This is a genomic window from Pantoea sp. Fr-CA_6 (genome assembly GCF_024520895.1).
Lineage (GTDB): Bacteria > Pseudomonadota > Gammaproteobacteria > Enterobacterales > Enterobacteriaceae > Pantoea > Pantoea agglomerans.
Genome location: NZ_JALNPO010000023.1, coordinates 1 through 18231 on the forward strand (window position 1 = coordinate 1; position 18231 = coordinate 18231).

General features: G+C 51.9%; 12 protein-coding genes and 4 tRNA genes. 15 read left to right on the forward strand and 1 reads right to left on the reverse strand.

Going from position 1 to position 18231, the window contains the following annotated elements; genetic code table 11:
- The first annotated feature begins 200 nt into the window (after window positions 1–200).
- Together murB and birA are read left to right on the forward strand one after the other, a co-directional pair.
- Window positions 201–1238 carry a UDP-N-acetylmuramate dehydrogenase gene (murB, locus tag NR201_RS21900; RefSeq protein ID WP_256850169.1) on the forward strand — a complete coding sequence of 346 codons (1038 nt, stop codon included), beginning with the start codon at window positions 201–203 and terminating at the stop codon, window positions 1236–1238.
- Entirely contained in the window at window positions 1235–2194 is a 960-nt protein-coding gene (gene birA, locus NR201_RS21905) for a bifunctional biotin--[acetyl-CoA-carboxylase] ligase/biotin operon repressor BirA (RefSeq protein ID WP_187515732.1), read from the forward strand. Before murB ends, birA begins: the two co-directional genes overlap by 4 nt.
- Before the next feature lie 43 nt (window positions 2195–2237).
- Here birA and coaA read toward each other — a convergent pair whose 3' ends face one another.
- Window positions 2238–3185: a type I pantothenate kinase gene (coaA, locus tag NR201_RS21910; protein ID WP_010672227.1), complete on the reverse strand. Its 948-nt coding sequence runs from the start codon at window positions 3183–3185 to the stop codon at window positions 2238–2240.
- Window positions 3186–3962: 777 nt separating this feature from the next.
- Here coaA and NR201_RS21915 point away from each other — a divergent pair.
- From NR201_RS21915 to rpoC, 13 genes are all read left to right on the forward strand, one after another.
- Window positions 3963–4038: transfer RNA gene (locus tag NR201_RS21915), tRNA-Thr, on the forward strand.
- Between the two features lie 7 nt (window positions 4039–4045).
- A tRNA-Tyr gene (locus tag NR201_RS21920) sits at window positions 4046–4130 on the forward strand.
- A 191-nt stretch (window positions 4131–4321) separates the two neighbouring features.
- Window positions 4322–4396 (forward strand) — tRNA-Gly (locus NR201_RS21925).
- A gap of 5 nt (window positions 4397–4401) precedes the next feature.
- A tRNA-Thr gene (locus NR201_RS21930) sits at window positions 4402–4477 on the forward strand.
- 108 nt (window positions 4478–4585) lie between these two features.
- The gene (tuf, locus tag NR201_RS21935; protein ID WP_010261012.1) at window positions 4586–5770 is read left to right on the forward strand and encodes an elongation factor Tu; all 1185 of its coding nucleotides are present in this window, start codon (window positions 4586–4588) and stop codon (window positions 5768–5770) included.
- Window positions 5771–6001: 231 nt separating this feature from the next.
- Complete coding sequence (gene secE / locus NR201_RS21940) at window positions 6002–6385, forward strand: preprotein translocase subunit SecE (protein ID WP_008927141.1); 384 nt, start codon at window positions 6002–6004, stop codon at window positions 6383–6385.
- Between the two features lies 1 nt (window position 6386).
- Window positions 6387–6932 carry a transcription termination/antitermination protein NusG gene (gene nusG, locus NR201_RS21945; protein WP_003848088.1) on the forward strand — a complete coding sequence of 182 codons (546 nt, stop codon included), beginning with the start codon at window positions 6387–6389 and terminating at the stop codon, window positions 6930–6932.
- A gap of 147 nt (window positions 6933–7079) precedes the next feature.
- Window positions 7080–7508, forward strand: a complete 429-nt coding sequence (rplK, locus tag NR201_RS21950) for a 50S ribosomal protein L11 (RefSeq protein WP_006121495.1) — start codon at window positions 7080–7082, stop codon at window positions 7506–7508.
- Between the two features lie 3 nt (window positions 7509–7511).
- Complete coding sequence (gene rplA, locus NR201_RS21955) at window positions 7512–8216, forward strand: 50S ribosomal protein L1 (protein ID WP_010261038.1); 705 nt, start codon at window positions 7512–7514, stop codon at window positions 8214–8216.
- 365 nt (window positions 8217–8581) lie between these two features.
- Window positions 8582–9079 (forward strand): 50S ribosomal protein L10, encoded by a 498-nt coding sequence (gene rplJ, locus NR201_RS21960; RefSeq protein WP_003848098.1) that lies wholly within the window; start codon window positions 8582–8584, stop codon window positions 9077–9079.
- Between the two features lie 65 nt (window positions 9080–9144).
- A complete protein-coding gene (rplL, locus tag NR201_RS21965) occupies window positions 9145–9507 on the forward strand; it encodes a 50S ribosomal protein L7/L12 (protein ID WP_008927142.1) in 363 nt (120 codons plus the stop codon).
- Window positions 9508–9837: 330 nt separating this feature from the next.
- Window positions 9838–13866: a DNA-directed RNA polymerase subunit beta gene (rpoB, locus tag NR201_RS21970; protein ID WP_010261046.1), complete on the forward strand. Its 4029-nt coding sequence runs from the start codon at window positions 9838–9840 to the stop codon at window positions 13864–13866.
- Window positions 13867–13996: 130 nt separating this feature from the next.
- Window positions 13997–18220 (forward strand): DNA-directed RNA polymerase subunit beta', encoded by a 4224-nt coding sequence (rpoC, locus tag NR201_RS21975; RefSeq protein ID WP_010261049.1) that lies wholly within the window; start codon window positions 13997–13999, stop codon window positions 18218–18220.
- The last annotated feature ends 11 nt before the right edge of the window (window positions 18221–18231 follow it).

Here is an 18231-nt window from a genome sequence, read left to right on the forward strand (position 1 = left end):
GCCGATGGTAGTGTGGGGTCTCCCCATGCGAGAGTAGGGAACTGCCAGGCATTAAATAAGTGAAGAAGCCCCGCACGAAAGTGCGGGGCTTTTTTACGTCTGCAGATCGTGAAAAACCTCATCATAACCTCCGAAAACAGCCTGAGAACCCCTCTCTGATACGGTAAACTACGGCCAGATAACTCAGTAAAGGCCGTCAAATGTCCAGCCAGCATCCCTCCTTAAAAGCCGACAATACGCTTGGGCTTGAAGTACATACACAGAAACGCATCGTCGCCGAGACGCCAGCCGCCATTCTGGCAGCATGGCAGGCCAGCCAGAGTGATCAAACGCCTTTCCTTGTGCTCGGTGAAGGCAGCAATGTCCTCTTCCTGGAAGATTTTGCCGGTACAGTGGTGCTGAACCGCATCAAAGGCATCAAAATTCAGGATGAATATGAGTGCTGGAAATTGCACGTTGGGGCAGGTGAGAACTGGCATCAGCTGGTTAAAAGCACGCTGGAAAAAGGGATCACAGGCCTGGAAAATCTGGCGTTGATCCCTGGTATGACCGGTTCGGCACCGATTCAGAACATAGGTGCTTATGGCGTGGAATTAAAAGACGTCTGCGAATACGTGGATGTACTTAATCTGCACAGTGGTCAGACAGAACGTCTCGATCGTGAAGCCTGTGAGTTTGGCTATCGTGACAGCATTTTTAAACATCACTACCAGTCAGGCTATGTCATCGTCGCAGTCGGGATAATATTGCCTAAGCAATGGCAACCGGTATTAACCTACGGCGATCTGAAAACGCTCAATCCGGTGACGGCCAATGCCTGGGATGTCTATCACGCGGTATGCCAGATGCGGCAGAGCAAATTACCCGATCCGAAAGTCACCGGTAATGTAGGCAGCTTTTTTAAAAATCCTGTCGTCACCGAGGCGCAGTGCAGCTCACTACTGACGCATTTTCCGACTTTGCCACACTATCTGATGCCAAATGGTGAAATCAAACTGGCAGCAGGATGGCTTATCGATCAGTGCCAGCTGAAAGGTTATCGCATCGGGGGCGCGGCAGTTCACCAGCAACAGGCTCTGGTGCTGATCAACGCTGAAAATGCCACACCCGGCGATATCGTTGCGCTGGCAAAAACCGTGCGCGCTCAGGTTGGTGAAAAATTTGATGTCTGGCTTGAGCCCGAAGTGCGCTTTATTCAGGCGCAGGGTGAATGTAATGCCGTCGGGGTGATCGCATGAAAGACCATAATGTTCCGCTAAAGCTGGTTGATATCTTATCTGATGGTGAGTTTCATTCCGGTGAGCAACTGGGTGAAACGCTGGGCATGAGTCGCGCAGCCATAAATAAGCATATCCAGACGTTAAAAAGCTGGGGTCTTGACGTCTATACCGTGACAGGTAAAGGTTACAGTCTCTCTGCCCCGATACAGCTGCTGGATGAGCAGGCGATACTCTCACAGGTTACGCAGGGTAACGTCTCGGTAATCCCGGTGATTGATTCCACAAATCAGTATCTGCTGGAACGTATGCATGAAATGGAGTCGGGTGCTGCCTGCATTGCGGAATATCAGCAGGCGGGTCGAGGCCGTCGTGGCCGTCAGTGGTTTTCGCCCTTTGGCGCGAACCTCTACATGTCTATGTACTGGCGTCTGGAGCAGGGGCCGGCAGCGGCGATGGGTCTGAGCCTGGTAATTGGCATTATCATGGCTGAGACATTACGTTCATTAGGGGCCGATAATGTCCGCGTAAAATGGCCCAATGATATTTACCTGAACGATCGTAAACTGGCGGGTATTCTGGTCGAACTGACAGGTAAAACCGGCGATGCTGCGCAGATCGTGATTGGTGCGGGGATTAACCTGGCGATGCGAACAGCCGATGCATCACAGATTAATCAGGGCTGGATTAACCTGCAGGAGGCCGGGGTAACGGTAAACCGCAATGAGCTGGCGGCACGTCTGATCAATAGTCTGCGCGAAGCTCTGCCGCTCTTTGAGCAGGAGGGATTAACCCCGTTTGTCGCACGCTGGGCTGCGCTGGATAATTTTATTAACCGGCCGGTTAAGCTGCTTATCGGTGAACGTGAGGTCCATGGTATTGCGCGAGGCGTAGACAGCCAGGGTGGCCTGTTACTGGAACAGGATGGCGAAATAAAAGCCTGGGTGGGTGGAGAAATATCACTGCGTCCTGTCTGAGTAAAAAAAGCCTGCAGCAACGCAGGCTTTTTTATGACAGCAGTTATTTACGCAAGCGAACCTTATCGACCGCATGATCGCCACTTTTGGTCATGATCAGGCTGGCTCGCTCGCGCGTCGGCAGGATATTTTCCTGCAGGTTAAGCCAGTTAATCTCTTTCCATAAATTGCCAGCAATTTCAACTGCTTCTGCCTCTGAGAGCTGGGCGTAATGATGGAAATAGGAGTCCGGATTGGTAAATGCGCCCTGGCGGAATTTCAGGAATCGATTGATATACCAGCTTTGCAGGAGATCTTCCTCTGCATCAACATAGATAGAAAAATCGACGAAGTCTGAAACAAAGACATGATGGGGATCGTGGGGATAGTCCATTCCACTCTGTAATACATTCAGACCTTCCAGAATCAGAATATCAGGCTGCTGTATCACTTTATCGCCATCAGGGATGACATCATAAATCAGATGTGAATAGACCGGAGCAGTCACCTGACTGGCTCCCGACTTCAAATCGGAGACGAAATTGACCAACCGGTGCATATCGTAGGATTGCGGGAATCCTTTTTTCTTCATTAACCCACGCTCTTTCAGCACGGCATTAGGGTGAAGGAAGCCATCAGTAGTGATCAATTCGACTTTGCGATGTTCAGGCCAGCGGCTGAGCAAAGCCTGCAAGACACGCGCAGTCGTGCTTTTACCGACCGCTACGCTACCCGCAATACTGATGATATAGGGGATTTTCTGGCCATTGGTGCCCAGAAATTGCTCCAGTACAGCCTGCCGGCGAACGTTAGAACTTATATAAAAATTAAGCAGACGCGAAAGTGGCAGATAAATTTCCGCTACTTCCTCCAGCGAGAGATCCTCGTTGATGCCCTCCAGCTGCGCGATCTCTTCCTCTGACAGCGTCATAGGAACGGAATCACGTAATGCAGCCCATTGCTCACGAGTGAACTCTAAATAAGGCGTTGTCAGGGGGGTCGTTTTATCCATAAGCATGCATCTGACCGCAAATTCATGGCTATCAACCGCGTGTTATCCGATAAGCAGGACAGCACAGGTGAAGTGAATCACGAATCGCTGGTTTATCAGTGAGAACAATGGGCTGGAGGGTATCACCAGTATGGCTTTTAACAGAAGTAAAAAGATAAACGTGATCTCGCTTTCGTCGGCATACCCACAAAACATCATGGTGGCTTTAATTTTTACTGCTTTATCGTTGTTTATGATATTGCAGGTCATCACAGCGCATGTGCGGCTTTTATCTGCTTTTTACATCTGACACGTCTGAATGACAAAACGCCGCTATAAGGGCATAGAGAGAGGCTGATGCGGTACAAATTCAATATGTCCCATAAGAACTTCAGCAAAAGAACAAACGGCGTAGAGTCATTTTGAAAGGCTCCACGCCTGGTCATCGTCGTACCGACATAAGGGACACGCATGTCAAAACAGGCCTGCTTTCTACAGAAAAGTGCCTGCACATGAAAAAAAAGCGCAGGCGAGGTCAAAAAAGCATCGTTCGGTACAGGCGTGTGAAATAAAAATACTGCCTGCAGATCATTTACCTGCTGAAAAGCGACCCAGGGAGAGGCGTGAGGCATTAGCGCGGGCTGACTGATCCTATGAAAACAGGACCAGATTGCACAAATATTCTGCACAAAAACACTAAAATGCGATGATTTGCACAAATAGTAAGCGATAGAAAAAAATAAGCGATTTTTTAGTTGCATCCAGAGCCCGACCTTCCTAGAATGCGCTCCACTTGATGCCGGCTTAGCTCAGTTGGTAGAGCAACTGACTTGTAATCAGTAGGTCACCAGTTCGATTCCGGTAGCCGGCACCATCAAGTAGGTGGGATTCCCGAGCGGCCAAAGGGAGCAGACTGTAAATCTGCCGTCACAGACTTCGAAGGTTCGAATCCTTCTCCCACCACCATCTCAACCTCGCGGTTGGGTACACAGATAAACAACCTGTTTATCTGTCAGGTGAGTCAATTATCACCCTGAATTCAGACTGAGCGTTAGCGAAGTCAAAGTCGGTCAGCTTCGCTGACAGGCAGTAGATAGCAGAGAAACATCTCTGTTATCTGCAAGCTACAGAAAGAACAGGTAGCCGAGTTCCAGGATGCGGGCATCGTATAATGGCTATTACCTCAGCCTTCCAAGCTGATGATGCGGGTTCGATTCCCGCTGCCCGCTCCAGATGTGCTGATATGGCTCAGTTGGTAGAGCGCACCCTTGGTAAGGGTGAGGTCCCCAGTTCGACTCTGGGTATCAGCACCACTTCCTTTAATCTCCCTCCTGATTTTCTCTGTAACTTCCTTGCAGTCAGGCATTGCCTGGTTAATGTGATGATATCATTGATATATCCGTGTCTTAGAGGGACTAGCGATGGCTAAAGAGCAATTTCAACGTAACAAACTGCACGTAAACGTGGGCACCATCGGTCACGTTGACCACGGTAAAACCACCCTGACTGCAGCTATCACTACCGTACTGGCTAAAACCAACGGCGGCCAGGCTCGTGCATTCGATCAGATCGACAGCACGCCTGAAGAAAAAGCCCGCGGTATCACCATCAACACCGCACACGTTGAGTATGAGACTGCTGCACGTCACTACGCTCACGTTGACTGCCCAGGCCACGCCGACTATGTGAAAAACATGATCACCGGTGCTGCGCAGATGGACGGCGCGATCCTGGTTGTTGCTGCGACTGATGGCCCAATGCCACAGACCCGTGAGCACATCCTGCTGGGTCGCCAGGTTGGCGTTCCTTACATCATCGTGTTCCTGAACAAGTGTGACATGGTTGATGATGAAGAGCTGCTGGAACTGGTAGAGATGGAAGTACGTGACCTGCTGTCACAGTACGACTTCCCAGGCGATGACACTCCAATCGTTCGTGGTTCTGCTCTGAAAGCGCTGGAAGGCGTTCCTGAGTGGGAAGCAAAAATCGTTGAGCTGGCTGAACACCTGGACAACTACATCCCGGATCCAGTCCGTGCGATCGACATGCCGTTCCTGCTGCCAATCGAAGACGTATTCTCAATCTCTGGCCGTGGTACCGTTGTTACCGGTCGTGTTGAGCGCGGCATCGTTAAAGTCGGCGACGAAGTTGAAATCGTGGGTATCAAAGATACTGCGAAATCAACCTGTACCGGTGTTGAGATGTTCCGTAAGCTGCTGGACCAGGGTCAGGCAGGCGAAAACTGTGGTGTTCTGCTGCGCGGTATCAAGCGTGAAGACATCCAGCGTGGCCAGGTTCTGGCTAAGCCAGGCTCAATCAAGCCGCACACCCAGTTCGAGTCAGAAGTTTACGTTCTGTCTAAAGACGAAGGTGGCCGCCATACTCCGTTCTTCAAAGGCTATCGTCCACAGTTCTACTTCCGTACAACTGACGTAACCGGTTCAGTAGAGCTGCCAGAAGGCGTTGAGATGGTCATGCCAGGCGACAACATCAAAATGGTTGTTACCCTGATTCACCCAATCGCAATGGACGAAGGTCTGCGCTTCGCAATCCGCGAAGGTGGCCGTACCGTTGGCGCGGGTGTTGTTGCTAAAGTTATCGCATAATTACCGATAACGTTTGACGCAATGCACACGGAAAGGGCATCATTTGATGCCCTTTTTGCACGCTGTTTCATAGAACCTGGCTCATCAGTGATTTTTTGAATCATAATCATTGCTGAGACAGGCTCTGTTATGCGGCGTTGGATACCGAGTTACGCCCCAAAAGCTCATTCGGTTTGGACGCCTCGCACTGCGGGGCAGAATAGTTTCTGAATTATTGTGGCAGGTTGGTTTATGAGTGCGAATACCGAAGCTCAAGGGAGCGGGCGTGGCCTGGAAGCGGTAAAGTGGGTAGTAGTCGTATTACTGCTGCTTGCAGCGATTGTAGGTAACTACCTCTATCGTGATGTGTCACTGCCACTGCGTGCTTTAGCCGTAGTTGTACTGATTGCAGCGGCTGGCGGCATTGCGCTTTTAACGACCAAAGGCAAAGCGACCGTGGCTTTTGCTCGTGAAGCAAGAACAGAAATGCGTAAGGTTATCTGGCCAACCCGCCAGGAAACGCTGCACACCACGTTAATCGTTGCCGCGGTTACTGCCGTGATGTCACTGATTTTGTGGGGGCTGGATGGTATTCTGGTCCGTCTGGTATCGTTTATCACTGGCCTGAGGTTCTGAGATGTCTGAAGCTCCAAAGAAACGCTGGTACGTCGTACAGGCGTTTTCCGGTTTTGAAGGCCGCGTAGCACAATCGCTGCGCGAGCATATCAAATTGCACAACATGGAAGAGCTGTTTGGCGACGTCATGGTTCCGACTGAAGAAGTCGTTGAAATTCGTGGTGGCCAGCGTCGTAAGAGCGAGCGCAAGTTTTTCCCGGGATACGTACTGGTTCAGATGGTGATGAATGACGCCAGCTGGCACCTGGTACGCAGCGTCCCACGCGTGATGGGTTTCATCGGCGGTACATCTGACCGTCCGGCACCTATCAGCGATAAAGAAGTTGATGCGATCATGAACCGTCTGCAGCAGGTCGGCGACAAGCCTCGTCCGAAAACCCTGTTTGAGCCAGGTGAAATGGTTCGCGTTAATGACGGTCCTTTTGCTGACTTTAACGGTGTGGTTGAAGATGTGGATTACGAGAAGAGCCGCCTGACGGTATCCGTTTCCATCTTTGGACGTGCCACGCCGGTTGAGCTCGACTTCGGTCAGGTGGAGAAAGGTTAACCTCTTTCCGCTCACAAATTAGCTGTTGCAGCAGGCGCGAAATTTAACTACAATTTCGCGCCTTTTGTTTTTATGCGCTGGCAACAGCGTGTAAATCGTTATCACGGGGAGCCTTTACAGGCGCTATAACCCAATTGAGGAAATATCATGGCTAAGAAAGTCCAAGCCTACGTCAAGCTGCAGGTTGCAGCTGGTATGGCGAACCCAAGTCCACCGGTTGGTCCAGCTCTGGGTCAGCAGGGTGTTAACATCATGGAATTCTGCAAAGCGTTCAACGCTAAGACCGAATCTCTGGAAAAAGGTCTGCCGACTCCTGTTGTTATCACCGTATACAGCGACCGTTCTTTTACCTTCATTACCAAAACGCCTCCGGCTGCCGTACTGCTGAAAAAAGCAGCGGGCATCAAGTCTGGTTCTGGTAAGCCGAACAAAGATAAAGTCGGTAAAGTGACTCGTGCTCAGGTACGTGAAATCGCAGAAACCAAAGCTGCGGACATGACTGGTTCTGACGTTGAAGCGATGACTCGCTCAATCGAAGGTACTGCTCGTTCCATGGGCCTGGTAGTAGAGGACTAAGAAATGGCTAAGCTGACCAAGCGCATGACCGTAATTCGCGACAAAGTTGACGCGACCAAGCAGTATGATATTGCTGAAGCTGTTGCTCTGCTGAAAGAACTGGCTACTGCCAAGTTCGTTGAAAGCGTTGACGTTGCTGTCAACCTCGGCATTGATGCACGTAAATCTGATCAGAACGTTCGCGGCGCGACCGTTCTGCCACACGGTACTGGTCGTTCAGTACGTGTTGCTGTCTTCGCCCAGGGCGCCAACGCTGAAGCTGCTAAAGCAGCAGGCGCTGAGCTGGTAGGCATGGAAGACCTGGCTGATCAGATCAAGAAAGGCGAAATGAATTTTGACGTTGTTATTGCTTCTCCGGATGCAATGCGCGTTGTTGGCCAGCTGGGCCAGATTCTGGGTCCACGTGGCCTGATGCCAAACCCGAAAGTCGGTACTGTAACGCCTAACGTTGCTGAAGCGGTTAAGAACGCTAAAGCGGGTCAGGTTCGTTATCGTAACGACAAAAACGGCATCATCCACACTACCATCGGTAAAGTGGACTTTGACGCTGACAAACTGAAAGAAAACCTGGAGTCTCTGCTGGTTGCGCTGAAAAAAGCAAAACCATCTCAGGCGAAAGGCGTGTACATCAAGAAAGTTAGCCTTTCAACCACCATGGGCGCCGGCGTTGCCGTTGACCAGGCTGGTCTGAACGCAACAGCAAACTAATTGCTGCTTGAAACGGGCGAAAAATTCACCTAGAATCTTACGCCCGTTGTTCTGTTATTAACGGAACAGGACACCAGAGAGCCAGAACTGATTGTTGCGTGTATCGCCTTTCCCTCTGACTCTGCTGCGTCGCACAGAATTTAGGTTGGAGCCAGGCCTTATCCTGGCCTCCGTCCAAGACCGCAGGAGCTGCTTATCTCCGGATATTCCGCTTAATACCCTGCGTAGACGGTGACAGAACCAAAAGAATTTTTTCTTAGCTGGATTCTGCTCACCGTGTTCGAGCGCTTATTTCCCCTTGGGGTGAGTAAGTGAAGTGAGTTCCGGGGAAATCCTTTCCCGGTCAAATCCAGGAGCAAAAGCTAATGGCATTAAATCTTCAAGACAAACAAGCGATTGTTGCTGAAGTCAGCGAAGTAGCCAAAGGTGCGCTTTCAGCGGTTGTTGCGGATTCCCGTGGCGTTACCGTTGATAAAATGACCGAACTGCGTAAAGCAGGCCGTGAAGCTGGCGTTTACATGCGTGTTGTTCGTAACACCCTGCTGCGCCGCGTCGTTGAAGGAACTCAGTTTGAGTGCCTGAAAGACACGTTTGTTGGTCCGACCCTGATTGCATATTCTATGGAACACCCGGGCGCTGCTGCTCGTCTGTTCAAAGATTTCGCGAAAGCGAATGCAAAATTTGAGGTCAAAGCTGCAGCCTTTGAAGGTGAGCTGATCACGGCGGCCAATATTGACCGTCTGGCAACGCTGCCGACCTACGAAGAAGCACTGGCACGTCTGATGTCGACCATGAAAGAAGCCGCTGCCGGCAAACTGGTCCGCACTCTGGCTGCTGTACGCGATGCAAAAGAAGCGGCTTAAGGCCATCTTCTTTTCTTCGTACTTGCTTACGTATAAACTTTTTCTGATTCTTAGGAACAATTGTCATGTCTATTACTAAAGACCAAATTCTGGAAGCTGTTGCAGCGATGTCCGTAATGGAAGTAGTTGAGCTGGTTTCTGCTATGGAAGAAAAATTCGGCGTTTCTGCTGCTGCTGCTGTAGCTGTTGCTGCGGGCCCGGCTGAAGCTGTTGAAGAAAAAACTGAATTCGACGTAGTCCTGAAAGCTGTTGGCCCGAACAAGGTTGCAGTAATCAAAGCCGTACGTACTGCAACTGGTCTGGGCCTGAAAGAAGCCAAAGATCTGGTTGAAGCAACTGGCGTAATCAAAGAAGCGATCAGCAAAGATGACGCAGCTGCACTTGAAGCTGCTCTGAAAGAAGCTGGCGCTGAAGTTGAAGTTAAGTAAGACAGCCTTCGGGTTGCAGTCTGAGTAGTTTCAGGCTGATGGCTGGTGACTTTTTGGTCACCAGCCTTTTTGCGCTACAGGGTCTCAATGGGGTTTCACACTGTTTGTCCATTGTTACTCTTCAATATCTTTCTCTATCGACGACTTAATATACCGCTCTACCTGTGCGGGTTCCCTGCCCTCGCAACAGCGATGAAATGATTTAAGCGTGATAGAAAGAGGTATTGCACTGCTGCTGCGCAGCCAGTGAATCAAACAAAATCGTGTTGCATGAACTGTCCTGTCAGGACGGACAGCGTGGGTCGACTTGTCAGCTAGCTGAGGAACCCTATGGTTTACTCCTATACCGAGAAAAAACGTATTCGTAAGGATTTTGGTAAACGTCCGCAAGTACTGGACATACCTTATCTCCTTTCCATCCAGCTCGACTCGTTCCAGAAGTTTATCGAGCAAGATCCAGAAGGTCAGTACGGACTGGAAGCTGCATTCCGCTCTGTATTCCCTATTGCGAGCTACAGCGGCAACTCTGAGTTGCAGTATGTCAGCTATCGCCTGGGTGAACCTGTCTTTGACGTGAAAGAGTGTCAGATCCGTGGCGTGACCTATTCGGCACCGCTGCGCGTGAAACTGCGTCTGGTGGTCTATGAGCGCGAAGCGCCAGAAGGCACCGTAAAAGACATTAAAGAACAAGAAGTCTACATGGGCGAAATTCCGCTCATGACCGACAATGGTACCTTTGTTATCAATGGTACCGAGCGCGTTATCGTTTCTCAGCTGCACCGTAGTCCTGGCGTGTTCTTTGATAGCGATAAGGGTAAAACCCACTCATCGGGTAAAGTGCTCTACAACGCACGTATCATCCCTTACCGCGGTTCATGGCTCGACTTTGAGTTTGACCCGAAAGATAACCTGTTTGTCCGTATTGACCGTCGTCGTAAGCTGCCGGCCACTATCATCCTGCGTGCGTTGCAGTTCACTACACCTCAGATCCTCGATATCTTCTTCGAGAAAGTGGTGTTTGAAATTCGCGACAACAAGCTGCAGATGGAGCTGGTGCCTGAGCGCCTGCGCGGTGAAACTGCGACCTTCGATATCGAAGCGAACGGCACCGTCTACGTCGAAAAAGCACGCCGTATTACTGCGCGCCATATCCGTCAGCTGGAAAAAGATGGCATTCAGCACATCGAAGTTCCGGTTGAATATATCGCGGGCAAAGTGGTCGCTAAAGACTACATCGATGAGAGCACCGGTGAGCTGATCATTGCAGCGAACATGGAACTGTCACTGGATCTGCTGGCCAAACTGAGCCAGTCCGGTCACAAGCGCATCGAAACGCTGTTCACCAACGATCTGGACCACGGTCCATATATGTCCGAGACCCTGCGTGTCGACCCAACCAGCGATCGTCTGAGCGCACTGGTTGAGATCTACCGCATGATGCGTCCTGGTGAGCCGCCAACACGCGAAGCAGCAGAGAACCTGTTTGAGAACCTGTTCTTCTCTGAAGATCGTTACGATCTTTCTGCTGTGGGTCGTATGAAGTTCAACCGTTCATTGCTGCGTGATGAAATCGAAGGTTCAGGCATCCTGAGCAAAGATGACATCATCGAAGTGATGAAGAAGCTGATCGACATCCGTAACGGTAAAGGCGAAGTGGACGATATCGACCACCTCGGTAACCGTCGTATTCGTTCAGTCGGTGAAATGGCTGAGAACCAGTTCCGTGTCGGTCTGGTACGTGTTGAGCGTGCGGTGAAAGAGCGTCTGTCACTGGGCGACCTTGATACCCTGATGCCACAGGACATGATCAACGCGAAGCCAATTTCGGCCGCGGTGAAAGAGTTCTTTGGTTCCAGCCAGCTTTCTCAGTTTATGGATCAGAACAACCCGCTGTCAGAGATTACGCACAAACGTCGTATCTCTGCTCTCGGCCCGGGTGGTTTGACGCGTGAGCGTGCCGGCTTCGAAGTGCGTGACGTACACCCAACGCACTACGGTCGTGTCTGCCCAATCGAAACCCCTGAAGGCCCGAACATCGGTCTGATCAACTCCTTGTCTGTGTATGCACAGACCAACGAGTACGGTTTCCTTGAGACGCCTTACCGCCGTGTTATCGACGGTCTGGTTTCTGACGAGATTCACTACCTCTCTGCTATCGAAGAGGGTAACTACGTTATCGCTCAGGCGAACGCCCCTCTTGATGATAACGGCGCGTTTGTTGATGACCTGGTCACCTGCCGTAGCAAAGGCGAATCAAGTCTGTTCAGCCGCGATCAGGTTGACTACATGGACGTTTCGACTCAACAGATCGTTTCTGTCGGTGCGTCCCTGATCCCGTTCCTGGAACACGATGATGCTAACCGCGCCCTGATGGGTGCGAACATGCAACGTCAGGCCGTTCCGACTCTGCGTGCTGATAAGCCGCTGGTTGGTACGGGTATGGAACGTGCTGTTGCCGTTGACTCCGGTGTAACTGCCGTTGCCAAACGTGGCGGTACCGTACAGTACGTCGACGCATCACGTATCGTTATCAAAGTTAACGAAGACGAAATGCATGCTGGCGAAGCCGGTATCGACATCTACAACCTGACCAAATATACCCGTTCTAACCAGAACACCTGCATCAACCAGATGCCATGTGTTTCTCTGGGTGAGCCGGTTGAGCGCGGCGACGTGCTGGCAGATGGCCCGTCCACCGATCTGGGTGAACTGGCGCTGGGCCAGAACATGCGCGTAGCGTTCATGCCGTGGAACGGTTACAACTTCGAAGACTCCATCCTGGTCTCCGAGCGTGTGGTTCAGGAAGATCGCTTTACGACTATCCACATTCAGGAACTGGCTTGCGTGTCGCGTGACACCAAACTGGGGCCGGAAGAGATTACCGCTGATATCCCGAACGTGGGTGAAGCTGCACTCTCTAAACTGGATGAGTCAGGCATCGTCTACATCGGTGCTGAAGTGACCGGTGGTGACATTCTGGTTGGTAAGGTTACGCCAAAAGGTGAAACCCAGCTGACGCCAGAAGAGAAACTGCTGCGCGCTATCTTCGGTGAAAAAGCCTCTGACGTGAAAGATTCGTCACTGCGCGTACCGAATGGCGTGTCAGGCACCGTGATCGACGTTCAGGTCTTTACCCGCGATGGCGTGGAAAAAGACAAACGTGCGCTGGAAATTGAAGAGATGCAGCTGAAGCAGGCCAAGAAAGACCTGTCTGAAGAACTGCAGATTCTGGAAGCGGGCCTGTTCAGCCGTATCCAGAACGTATTGATTTCTGGTGGCGTTGAAGCAGACAAACTGGACAAGCTGCCGCGCGAGCGCTGGCTGGAACTGGGTCTGACTGACGAAGCCAAGCAAAACCAGCTGGAGCAGCTGGCAGAGCAGTACGACGAGCTGAAGCACGAGTTTGAGAAAAAACTTGAAGGTAAGCGTCGTAAAATCACCCAGGGCGATGATCTGGCACCAGGCGTGCTGAAAATCGTTAAGGTTTATCTGGCTGTTAAGCGTCAGATTCAGCCGGGTGACAAAATGGCAGGCCGTCACGGTAACAAAGGTGTTATCTCTAAGATCAACCCGATCGAAGATATGCCTTACGATGAAAACGGCACGCCGGTTGACATCGTTCTGAACCCGCTGGGCGTACCATCGCGTATGAACATCGGTCAGATTCTGGAAACCCACCTGGGTATGGCAGCGAAAGGCATCGGCGAGAAGATCAACGCCATGCTCAAAAAGCAGGAAGACGTCGCGAAACTGCGCGAATTCATCCAGCGCGCCTATGACCTGGGTAGCGATCTGCGTCAGAAAGTTGACCTGAACACCTTCTCCGACGACGAAGTATTGCGTCTGGCTGAGAACCTGAAGAAAGGTATGCCAATCGCCACTCCGGTGTTTGATGGCGCGAAAGAGAGCGAAATCAAAGAGCTGCTGCAGCTCGGCGGCTTGCCTTCTTCCGGTCAGATTACCCTGTTTGACGGCCGTACCGGTGAGCAGTTCGAACGTCAGGTAACCGTTGGCTACATGTACATGCTGAAACTCAACCACCTGGTTGATGACAAGATGCATGCGCGTTCAACCGGTTCCTACAGCCTGGTTACTCAGCAGCCGCTGGGTGGTAAGGCACAGTTCGGTGGTCAGCGCTTTGGTGAGATGGAAGTATGGGCACTGGAAGCATATGGTGCCGCGTATACCCTGCAGGAAATGCTTACCGTTAAGTCTGATGACGTCAACGGCCGTACCAAGATGTATAAAAACATCGTTGACGGTAACCATCAGATGGAACCGGGCATGCCGGAATCCTTCAACGTACTGTTGAAAGAGATTCGCTCGCTGGGTATCAACATCGAGCTGGAAGACGAGTAACCCCCTTTTCAGGCTGCGGTTCGCCGCCGCCTGAAAGCGCAGGGTTTAAAGCGCTCGCAATTGTACTGGTTACGGGGCGTTCAATTTCGGTTGGACGCCCTCTGAGTCTCACTCCGACGGGAGCTAATCCGTGAAAGACTTACTTAAGTTTCTGAAAGCGCAAACTAAGACCGAAGAGTTTGATGCGATCAAAATTGCGCTGGCTTCGCCAGACATGATCCGTTCCTGGTCTTTTGGTGAAGTGAAAAAGCCAGAAACCATTAACTACCGTACTTTTAAGCCAGAGCGCGATGGTCTGTTCTGTGCCCGTATCTTCGGGCCGGTAAAAGACTATGAGTGCCTGTGCGGCAAATACAAGCGCCTGAAACACCGTGGTGTGATTTGTGAGAAGTGCGGCGTTGAAGTGACCCAGACTAAAGTACGCCGTGAGCGTATGGGCCACATCGAACTGGCGTCGCCGACTGCGCACATCTGGTTCCTGAAGTCACTGCCATCGCGTATCGGCTTACTGCTGGATATGCCACTGCGTGACATCGAGCGCGTGCTCTATTTTGAATCTTACGTAGTAATCGAAGGTGGCATGACCAACCTCGAGAAGCGTCAGATTCTGACTGAAGAGCAGTACCTTGACGCTCTGGAAGAGTTCGGTGACGAGTTCGACGCCAAAATGGGCGCCGAAGCGATCCAGGCCCTGTTGAAAAACATGGATCTGGAGCAGGAGTGCGAGCAGCTGCGTGAAGAGCTGAACGAAACTAACTCCGAAACCAAACGTAAAAAACTGACCAAGCGCATCAAGCTGCTGGAAGCGTTCGTACAGTCTGGCAACAAGCCAGAGTGGATGATCCTGACCGTGCTGCCTGTTCTGCCACCGGATCTGCGTCCGCTGGTACCGCTGGATGGTGGCCGTTTCGCAACGTCGGATCTGAATGATCTCTATCGTCGCGTGATCAACCGTAACAACCGCCTGAAACGCCTGCTGGATCTGGCTGCGCCAGATATCATCGTGCGCAACGAAAAGCGTATGTTGCAGGAAGCGGTCGATGCACTGCTGGACAACGGTCGTCGCGGTCGTGCGATCACCGGTTCCAACAAGCGTCCGCTGAAATCGCTGGCTGACATGATCAAAGGTAAGCAGGGTCGTTTCCGTCAGAACCTGCTGGGTAAACGTGTCGACTATTCTGGTCGTTCGGTTATCACCGTAGGTCCATACCTGCGCCTGCATCAGTGCGGTCTGCCGAAGAAAATGGCACTCGAACTGTTCAAACCGTTCATTTACGGCAAGCTGGAACTGCGTGGCCTGGCCACCACCATCAAAGCCGCGAAGAAAATGGTTGAGCGCGAAGAAGCGGTTGTCTGGGATATCCTCGACGAAGTGATCCGTGAGCACCCGGTTCTGCTGAACCGTGCGCCTACGCTGCACCGTCTGGGTATTCAGGCCTTTGAACCGGTTCTGATCGAAGGTAAAGCGATCCAGCTGCACCCGCTGGTTTGTGCGGCATACAACGCCGACTTCGATGGTGACCAGATGGCTGTTCACGTACCGCTGACGCTGGAAGCCCAGCTGGAAGCACGTGCGCTGATGATGTCGACCAACAACATCCTGTCACCTGCGAACGGCGAGCCAATCATCGTTCCTTCTCAGGACGTTGTACTGGGTCTGTACTACATGACCCGTGACTGTGTTAACGCCAAAGGCGAAGGCATGGTGCTGACTGGCCCGAAAGAAGCTGAGCGTATTTATCGCGCTGGCCTCGCATCGCTGCATGCTCGCGTTAAGGTGCGTATCACCGAACACGAGAAAAATGAGCAGGATGAGTGGGTTGCTAAAACCAGCATCATCGACACCACTGTTGGCCGTGCCATCCTGTGGATGATCGTGCCAAAAGGTCTGCCTTTCTCCATCGTTAACCAGGCGCTGGGCAAAAAAGCTATCTCCAAAATGCTGAACACCTGTTACCGCATTCTGGGCCTGAAGCCGACCGTTATCTTTGCTGACCAGACCATGTACACCGGTTTCGCTTACGCAGCCCGTTCAGGCGCGTCTGTCGGCATCGACGACATGGTTATTCCAGAGAAGAAAGTGGAAATCATCACCGAAGCGGAAGCTGAAGTGGCTGAGATCCAGGAGCAGTTCCAGTCTGGTCTGGTAACCGCAGGCGAACGTTACAACAAAGTCATCGATATCTGGGCAGCAGCCAACGAACGTGTTGCCAAGGCGATGATGGAAAACCTCTCAACCGAAACCGTTATTAACCGTGACGGCGTAGAAGAGCGACAGGTTTCCTTTAACAGCATCTTTATGATGGCTGACTCCGGTGCGCGTGGTTCTGCTGCACAGATTCGTCAGCTGGCCGGTATGCGTGGTCTGATGGCGAAGCCAGATGGCTCCATCATCGAAACACCAATCACGGCGAACTTCCGTGAAGGGTTGAACGTACTCCAGTACTTCATCTCAACCCACGGTGCTCGTAAAGGTCTGGCGGATACCGCACTGAAAACGGCGAACTCCGGTTATCTGACGCGTCGTCTGGTTGACGTTGCACAGGATCTGGTTGTTACCGAAGATGACTGTGGTACACACGAAGGCATCATGATGACACCTGTCATCGAAGGTGGCGACGTTAAAGAGCCACTGCGTGAACGTGTACTGGGTCGTGTGACCGCTGAAGACGTTCTGAAGCCGGGTACTGCTGACATTCTGGTTCCACGCAACACGCTGCTCGATGAGCACTGGTGTGACGTGCTGGAACTGAACTCAGTCGACAGCCTGAAAGTCCGCTCAGTAGTAGGTTGTGAAACCGACTTTGGTGTGTGTGCGCATTGCTATGGTCGCGACCTGGCACGTGGTCACATCATCAACAAAGGTGAAGCGATTGGTGTTATCGCGGCACAGTCCATCGGTGAGCCAGGTACACAGCTGACGATGCGTACGTTCCACATCGGTGGTGCGGCATCACGTGCGGCTGCTGAATCCAGCATTCAGGTGAAGAACAAAGGTACCATCAAGCTGACCAACGCTAAGTCGGTAACGAACTCGGCAGGCAAGCTGGTGATCACCTCGCGTAACGTTGAACTGAAAATGATCGACGAATTTGGTCGTACCAAAGAGAGCTATAAAGTTCCTTATGGTTCTACCATGGCGAAAGGTGATGGTGAGCAGGTTGCAGCGGGCGAAACCGTCGCAAACTGGGATCCGCATACCATGCCAGTCATCACCGAAGTGGGCGGTTTCATTCGCTTCACGGACATGGTTGATGGCCAGACCATTACCCGTCAGACAGATGACTTAACCGGTCTTTCTTCGCTGGTGGTTCTGGACAGTGCTGAACGTACTGCGGGCGGTAAAGATCTGCGTCCTGCGCTGAAAATTGTTGATGCCAACGGCAACGACGTTCTGATCCCGGGCACCGACATGCCGGCTCAGTACTTCCTGCCTGGTAAAGCGATTGTTCAGCTGGAAGATGGCGTGAAGATCAGTGCTGGTGACACGCTGGCGCGTGTTCCGCAGGAATCTGGCGGTACCAAGGATATTACCGGTGGTCTGCCACGCGTTGCTGACCTGTTCGAAGCGCGTCGTCCGAAAGAGCCAGCTATTCTGGCGGAGATCAGCGGCATCATCTCCTTCGGTAAAGAGACTAAAGGTAAGCGTCGTCTGGTCATCACTCCGCTGGATGGCAGTGAGCCGTACGAAGAGATGATTCCGAAATGGCGTCAGCTGAACGTGTTCGAAGGTGAACGTGTTGAGCGCGGTGACGTGGTTTCCGATGGCCCAGAGTCTCCACATGACATCCTGCGCTTGCGTGGCGTGCATGCGGTGACCCGTTACATCACTAACGAAGTGCAGGAAGTTTACCGTCTGCAAGGCGTTAAGATTAACGATAAGCACATCGAAGTCATCGTTCGTCAGATGCTGCGTAAAGCAACCATCGTGAGCGCAGGAAGTGCAGACTTCCTGGAAGGTGAGCAGGCTGAATTCTCTCGCATCAAGATCTCTAACCGTGATCTGGAAGCGAACGGAAAAGTTGGCGCAACCTTCATGCGTGACCTGCTGGGTATTACCAAAGCGTCACTGGCTACCGAATCGTTCATCTCTGCAGCATCGTTCCAGGAAACCACGCGTGTCCTGACCGAAGCAGCAGTAGCAGGTAAGCGCGATGAACTGCGCGGCCTGAAAGAGAACGTAATCGTGGGTCGTCTGATCCCGGCCGGTACCGGTTATGCGTACCATCAGGATCGTATGCGCCGCAAAGCGGCAGGTGAAGTTCCGGTTGCACCGCAGGTTACTGCGGATGAAGCCTCAGCCAGCCTGGCTGAACTGTTGAACGCCGGTCTCGGCGGCAACAAAGACGATTAATCGTCCTTTGC

What these genes read in the sequence shown, in the direction of transcription:
- rpoB (WP_010261046.1), top strand. Translation starts at nt 9,838, where the DNA reads ATGGTTTACTCCTATACCGAGAAAAAACGTATTCGTAAGGATTTTGGT.
- coaA (WP_010672227.1), bottom strand. Translation starts at nt 3,185, where the DNA reads ATGGATAAAACGACCCCCCTGACAACGCCTTATTTAGAGTTCACTCGT.
- nusG (WP_003848088.1), top strand. Translation starts at nt 6,387, where the DNA reads ATGTCTGAAGCTCCAAAGAAACGCTGGTACGTCGTACAGGCGTTTTCC.
- murB (WP_256850169.1), top strand. Translation starts at nt 201, where the DNA reads ATGTCCAGCCAGCATCCCTCCTTAAAAGCCGACAATACGCTTGGGCTT.
- tuf (WP_010261012.1), top strand. Translation starts at nt 4,586, where the DNA reads ATGGCTAAAGAGCAATTTCAACGTAACAAACTGCACGTAAACGTGGGC.
- rplJ (WP_003848098.1), top strand. Translation starts at nt 8,582, where the DNA reads ATGGCATTAAATCTTCAAGACAAACAAGCGATTGTTGCTGAAGTCAGC.
- rplL (WP_008927142.1), top strand. Translation starts at nt 9,145, where the DNA reads ATGTCTATTACTAAAGACCAAATTCTGGAAGCTGTTGCAGCGATGTCC.
- rplK (WP_006121495.1), top strand. Translation starts at nt 7,080, where the DNA reads ATGGCTAAGAAAGTCCAAGCCTACGTCAAGCTGCAGGTTGCAGCTGGT.
- birA (WP_187515732.1), top strand. Translation starts at nt 1,235, where the DNA reads ATGAAAGACCATAATGTTCCGCTAAAGCTGGTTGATATCTTATCTGAT.
- secE (WP_008927141.1), top strand. Translation starts at nt 6,002, where the DNA reads ATGAGTGCGAATACCGAAGCTCAAGGGAGCGGGCGTGGCCTGGAAGCG.
- rplA (WP_010261038.1), top strand. Translation starts at nt 7,512, where the DNA reads ATGGCTAAGCTGACCAAGCGCATGACCGTAATTCGCGACAAAGTTGAC.